This is a genomic window from Paraburkholderia sp., from assembly GCF_034668105.1.
Lineage (GTDB): Bacteria > Pseudomonadota > Gammaproteobacteria > Burkholderiales > Burkholderiaceae > Paraburkholderia.
The window spans coordinates 1-4,724 of the sequence record NZ_JAXDPY010000051.1 but is presented as its reverse complement, the minus strand read 5'-3'; the positions used below and the strand labels follow the sequence as shown (position 1 = coordinate 4,724).

The window sequence follows — 4,724 nt, the reverse complement described above, 5'->3', positions numbered from 1 at the left end:
GGTCCCCTGAACAGTCGCGGTAGTGGTGCATGGAATCTGTGCTATCGCTCATTCCGCATGAGTGACACAGCCGTCATACTTCCAGCGACGCTGCGCGCGCCGAAGCGCATTTCTTAAACCCGATTGCTGCGTTTCGGGCGGGTGCGCTATTCGAGCTCAGCAATTTATTTGGTCATTCAGATAGTTCTGGTGATTGTCGGTTCACTCGGCATTTCTTCGGCAGACCAGCTCGCGCCGAGGCGAAGCCGATGGCCCCCACCACGCGAAGCGAAGCCGTGGGTTTGCAGGATCGCCCCTTCCGGCGAGCACGCAGTGCGAGGCGGGAAGGATGAGCGCGTTGTCACTCACGCCGAATATGCGAGAACACGGATTCCAGATGTGCCACTGCAGTGACTGTGCTGGGGACCCGCTTATGAGCTGGCGGGGTGATCGGCTTTCTTTGCTTATCTTTCTTTGCCGGCCGCGGCAAAGAAAGTAAGTGCCGCCCCGCACAGGGGCAACACTAATAGACCACTAAGAAAACAAGGAAAGCCCAACACCAAAAAACCACAGACCAACAAGCGCCGAGCAGGCAAAAAAACCTACATCAACCAACAACCCCCGAGCCGCAGGCCCCCACCTGGCCACCAGGTAATCCACATAAACGTTACCTAACGTTACAGAAGCGACAGCATCGTTTCACATACTGAATAACCCGCCCCCTAGAATGCACAGCGATAAAAGCGCAGCACCATTAGCCACCTGCAAGCGACTAGCAAGATCAAAATACAATCGCCGGCATTGGCCAAAGTGCACACGCATCATCGTCATTTCGCTTCCATTCCAAGGAGAACGTATGATCCGCTTGCCTCTCGCCGTTATTACCCGTGCCTGTATGGCCAGCCTTCTTGTCGCCGCTACCGCGGCCAGCGCGCAAACCGCGCAAACCACACCATCAGCAGCAACGCCGGACACAGCTCGTCTACATGCGGCCGATCAGGCCTTCATCGCCGATGCCACGAGGAACGTCGCCACGCAACGCGATGCCGCACGCATTGCCACGTCGCGCTCCACCGACCGGGACGTCAAGGCGTTCGCCGAACGCGTGTCGAGCGACAACGCGAAAATTTCAGACGCGCTGCGGGCCGCAAGCCCGCGTGGTGTCGACGTGCCAAAGAACGATCCGGACGCAGCAGTGCTCGCGAGCATCAACAACCTGCGCGGCGCCGACTTCGATAAGACCTACATCGAGCAGGTCGCGCTGGCCGGCGAACAGAAGGCGTTGTCGGCATTCCAGGCGGAAATCGCATCGGGCCGCGACGAACCGTTGAAGGAAGCAGCGAAGAAGGCACTCCCGACTATCCAGCAGCACTACGCAATGGCACAGGATCTCGCCAAACGTAAGCATCTGAGCGTCCAGTAAGCTGCAAACAAGAGTCATAGTAGGCGCCAGCGCGCGTCACGTTGCGGCGTGACGCGCGTCGTCGCGGGATCAAAGTGGCTCGGAACGCCGCTCGAAAAGCCGCTCGAAAAATGACTCGAAAAGCCGGCTTCCAAAGGCAGCCTCGAAAAGGCGCTCCCAAATCCCCGACCACAACCTTTTTCGCTAACGTCCACCGCAGTCACAGCAAGCCGAACGCCCACCGCAAACCGAACGCCCACCGCAAACCGAACCCCCACAGCCAACCGAACGCCCACAGCAAACCCATACACACCCAACCGAATGCATTCTTTTCAGCGATAATCGGCTCCGTTCTCTCGAGCCTGCCCTGACCCGCGCCGTTTCCAGCGCGACTCAACCCGTTCGAAAGCCCTTTCCCGATTCCACGCGCATTCATTCAAAGCTCGTCTCATGAGCAAGCCTGCCAATCTCCCGCAACAGTTGGACCACATGCTTCGGCAAGCCATCGCGCTTCAGCGCAACGGCGCATTCGCCGAGGCCGAAGAACTCTATCGCGAGATTCTCGAACTGAAGCCACGCCATTTCGACGCGCTGCAATTGTTGGGCTCGCTCGCGCTGCAAACGGGTCGTCTGCAAGAGGGCATCGAGTTGCTCAGAGGAGCACTTGCCATCAACGCGAGACAGGCGCCGCTTCATTCGAATCTCGCGTATGCGCTCAATACCCTGCAACGTTTCGACGAAGCCCTCGCGTGCGCCGATCGCGCACTCGCATTGCAGCCCGGATTCCCGGACGCACTGAACAATCGCGGCAACGCGCAGGCCGGCCTGAATTTGCCGCTCGACGCGCTTGCCACCTTTGATCGTGCGCTCGCATTAACGCCGGATTTTGCGCAAGCCTGGAACAATCGCGCCTGTGTGCTGCGCGATCTGGGCCGTCCCGCCGATGCACTGGCAAGCTGCGATCACGCGCTTGCATTGCAGCCGAACTATCCCGATGCATGGAGCAATCGCGGCAATGCGCTCAGCGATCTCAATCAGCCGCAAGAAGCGGAGCGTAGCTATCGGCGCGCACTTGAACTGGCGCCGGCCTTCGCCGATGCCTGGAATAATCTCGGCCTGACCCAGATCGATCTCAACCAGCACGCTCAAGCGTTGTCGAGCTATGAGCGCGCGCTGGCGGTGAATCCCGCCGCAGCGGAAACACATTGGAACGAATCGCTTTGCCTGTTGCAATTGGGGCAGCTCAAAACTGGCTGGCGGAAATATGAATGGCGTTGGGAGCGTCGCCGCATCAAGGCGAGCAAGCGCACCTTCGCACAGCCCCATTGGCTGGGGGATTTTTCAATCGACGGCAAAACGATTCTGCTGCACGCCGAGCAGGGCCTCGGCGACACGCTGCAGTTTTGCCGCTATGCCGCGCTAGTGTCGAAGCTCGGCGCCAAAGTCGTGTTGGAAGTACCGTCCGAATTGATGCGGCTGATGTCCACGCTCCACGGCGTGGATCAATTGGTCGAAGCGGGGCAGGCACTGCCGCCGTTCGATTGCCACTGTCCTCTGCTGAGCCTGCCGCTTGCGTTCAAAACCGATCTCACGACTATTCCCGCAAAGACACCGTATCTGTTCGCGGACCCGCAAGCAACGCGTGAATGGGCCACGCGTATCGCAGCACAAGCGCAAGGGCGCTTGAAAGTCGGACTCGTCTGGGCCGGTGGAAATCGGCCACACGTCGCCGAGCTCCGCAAGAACGACGCACGCCGTTCGATTACGTTCGAACGGCTCGCGCCGCTCCTCGATGTGCCGAACGTGCAGTTCTTCAGTCTGCAGAAAGGGCCGGCCGCGCTGCAATTAACGCGCAACGATCCGCCCGCGAGTGTCGTCGATTACACAGAAGAACTCGATGACTTCGCCGACACCGCCGCGTTGGTGGCGAACCTCGATCTGGTGATATCGGTGGACACATCCACCGCGCATCTGACTGCTGCGCTGGATCAACCGGTATGGATCCTGAACCGCTTCGACAGTTGCTGGCGCTGGATGCTGGAACGTACCGATTCGCCCTGGTACGCACAAGCCAGGTTGTTCCGGCAGCCGGCATTGGGCGATTGGGACAGTGTCATTCGGAGTGCGCGCGACGCGCTGGCCGCGTTGAACGCCGCGCGAGAGCCGGCGGCGCAATGAAGACAACGCGCCATCCGTGCGTTGGCCGGACAGGTCAGAACGGGGCGCTTCATCCGTCGCCATGACAGCGCTCTTCAACCCGCGCGACACCTGCATCCCGACGCGAGGCCACCGGCACGTTTGCCCAGACGCGCGTAGACTGAACGTCCGTTTATCGATGGCTACGCCATGGAGATTGATCAATGGAATACAGACATCTGGGTGCATCCGGTTTCAAGGTGCCGGTCCTGAGTTTCGGCACGGGCACGTTCGGCGGCAAGGGCGAATTTTTTCAGGCGTGGGGCGCCACCGATGTCGCCGAAGCACGTCGCCTGATCGACATCTGTTTCGATGCAGGCGTCACGATGTTCGACAGCGCGGACATCTATTCGAGCGGCGCTTCCGAGTCGGTGCTCGGCGAAGCGCTCAAGGGCAAGCGAGACAAAGCAATCATTTCGACCAAGGCGACCTTTCGTTTCGACGACGGTCCGAACAATGTCGGCTCGTCACGTTTTCATCTGATCCAGTCGGTGGACGCAGCGCTCAAACGTTTGCAAACCGATTACATCGATCTGTTCCAGTTGCATGGTTTCGACGCGAAGACGCCGGTCGCCGAAGTCATGTCGACGCTCGACGATCTCGTGCGCGCGGGCAAGATCCGCTACACGGGTGTGTCGAATTTCTCCGGCTGGCACCTGATGAAATCGCAGGACACCGCGGATCGTTACGGCTATCCGCGCTACGTCGCGAATCAGACTTACTACTCGCTGATCGGTCGCGATTACGAGTGGGAGTTGATGCCGCTCGGCGTCGATCAAGGCGTCGGCGCGGTGGTGTGGAGTCCGCTCGGCTGGGGGCGTCTCACCGGCAAGATCAAGCGCGGTCAGCCGTTGCCGGAAACGAGCCGTCTGCATAAAACCTCCGACATGGGGCCGCCGGTGCCGGACGAGTATCTGTTCCGCGTGCTCGATGCGATCGACGAAGTCGCGGCCGAAACCGGCAAGACCGTGCCGCAGATCGCACTGAACTGGCTGCTGCAGCGACCTACCGTTTCGACCGTGCTGATCGGCGCGCGTAACGAAGAACAGTTGCGGCAGAACCTGGGCGCAGTGGGCTGGAACCTGACGCCCGAACAGGTGGCGAAGCTCGACGCTGCCAGCGCTGTACGTCCCGCGTATCCGTACTG

The 4,724-nt window shown here is 60.1% G+C and carries 3 protein-coding genes; all 3 read left to right on the top strand.

Annotation, left to right across the window (positions count from 1 at the left end; genetic code table 11):
* Window positions 1–835 precede the first annotated feature (835 nt).
* A complete protein-coding gene (locus tag QOC89_RS02660; RefSeq protein WP_323043602.1) occupies window positions 836–1,402 on the top strand; it encodes a DUF4142 domain-containing protein in 567 nt (188 codons plus the stop codon).
* Window positions 1,403–1,831: 429 nt separating this feature from the next.
* The gene (locus QOC89_RS02655) at window positions 1,832–3,559 is read left to right on the top strand and encodes a tetratricopeptide repeat-containing glycosyltransferase family protein (protein ID WP_323043601.1); all 1,728 of its coding nucleotides are present in this window, start codon (window positions 1,832–1,834) and stop codon (window positions 3,557–3,559) included.
* Between the two features lie 182 nt (window positions 3,560–3,741).
* A partial coding sequence (locus QOC89_RS02650; RefSeq protein WP_323043600.1) for an aldo/keto reductase occupies window positions 3,742–4,724 on the top strand: 983 nt, incomplete at its 3' end.

What these genes read in the sequence shown, in the direction of transcription:
- QOC89_RS02660 (WP_323043602.1), top strand. Translation starts at nt 836, where the DNA reads ATGATCCGCTTGCCTCTCGCCGTTATTACCCGTGCCTGTATGGCCAGC.
- QOC89_RS02655 (WP_323043601.1), top strand. Translation starts at nt 1,832, where the DNA reads ATGAGCAAGCCTGCCAATCTCCCGCAACAGTTGGACCACATGCTTCGG.